The sequence below is a fragment of the Achromobacter sp. SIMBA_011 genome (assembly GCF_046535435.1).
In the GTDB taxonomy this organism is placed as follows: domain Bacteria; phylum Pseudomonadota; class Gammaproteobacteria; order Burkholderiales; family Burkholderiaceae_B; genus Achromobacter; species Achromobacter dolens.
This window is the reverse complement of record NZ_JAWRWN010000887.1, coordinates 1-252: the sequence shown is the minus strand read 5'-3', so window position 1 is coordinate 252 and position 252 is coordinate 1. Positions and strand designations below refer to the sequence as shown.

The 252-nt window shown below is 74.6% G+C and carries 1 protein-coding gene; it reads left to right on the top strand.

Going from position 1 to position 252, the window contains the following annotated elements:
• Positions 1–18: 18 nt before the first annotated feature.
• Positions 19–252, top strand: a 234-nt coding sequence (locus SB816_RS33565; RefSeq protein ID WP_410548448.1) for a glycerate kinase, incomplete at its 3' end; no start/stop codon positions are given.

Sequence of the window (252 nt, the reverse complement as noted above, 5' to 3'; positions counted from 1 at the left end):
ACGCCTTCCGGAGACACCATGCCGCAACACCCGTCCGCGCCTGTCGTCGTCATCGCGCCCGATTCGTTCAAAGGCTCGCTTTCTGCCGAGCAGGTCGCGGACGCGATCGCCACCGGCATCCGCCGCGCCCGCCCCGATGCGGTCGTGCGCTGCTGCCCGATGGCCGACGGCGGCGAAGGCACGCTCGACGCGATGCTGGCCGGCGGCGGCACGCGGCGCACGGTGCGGGTGGCCGGCGCATCGCTCGCGGCG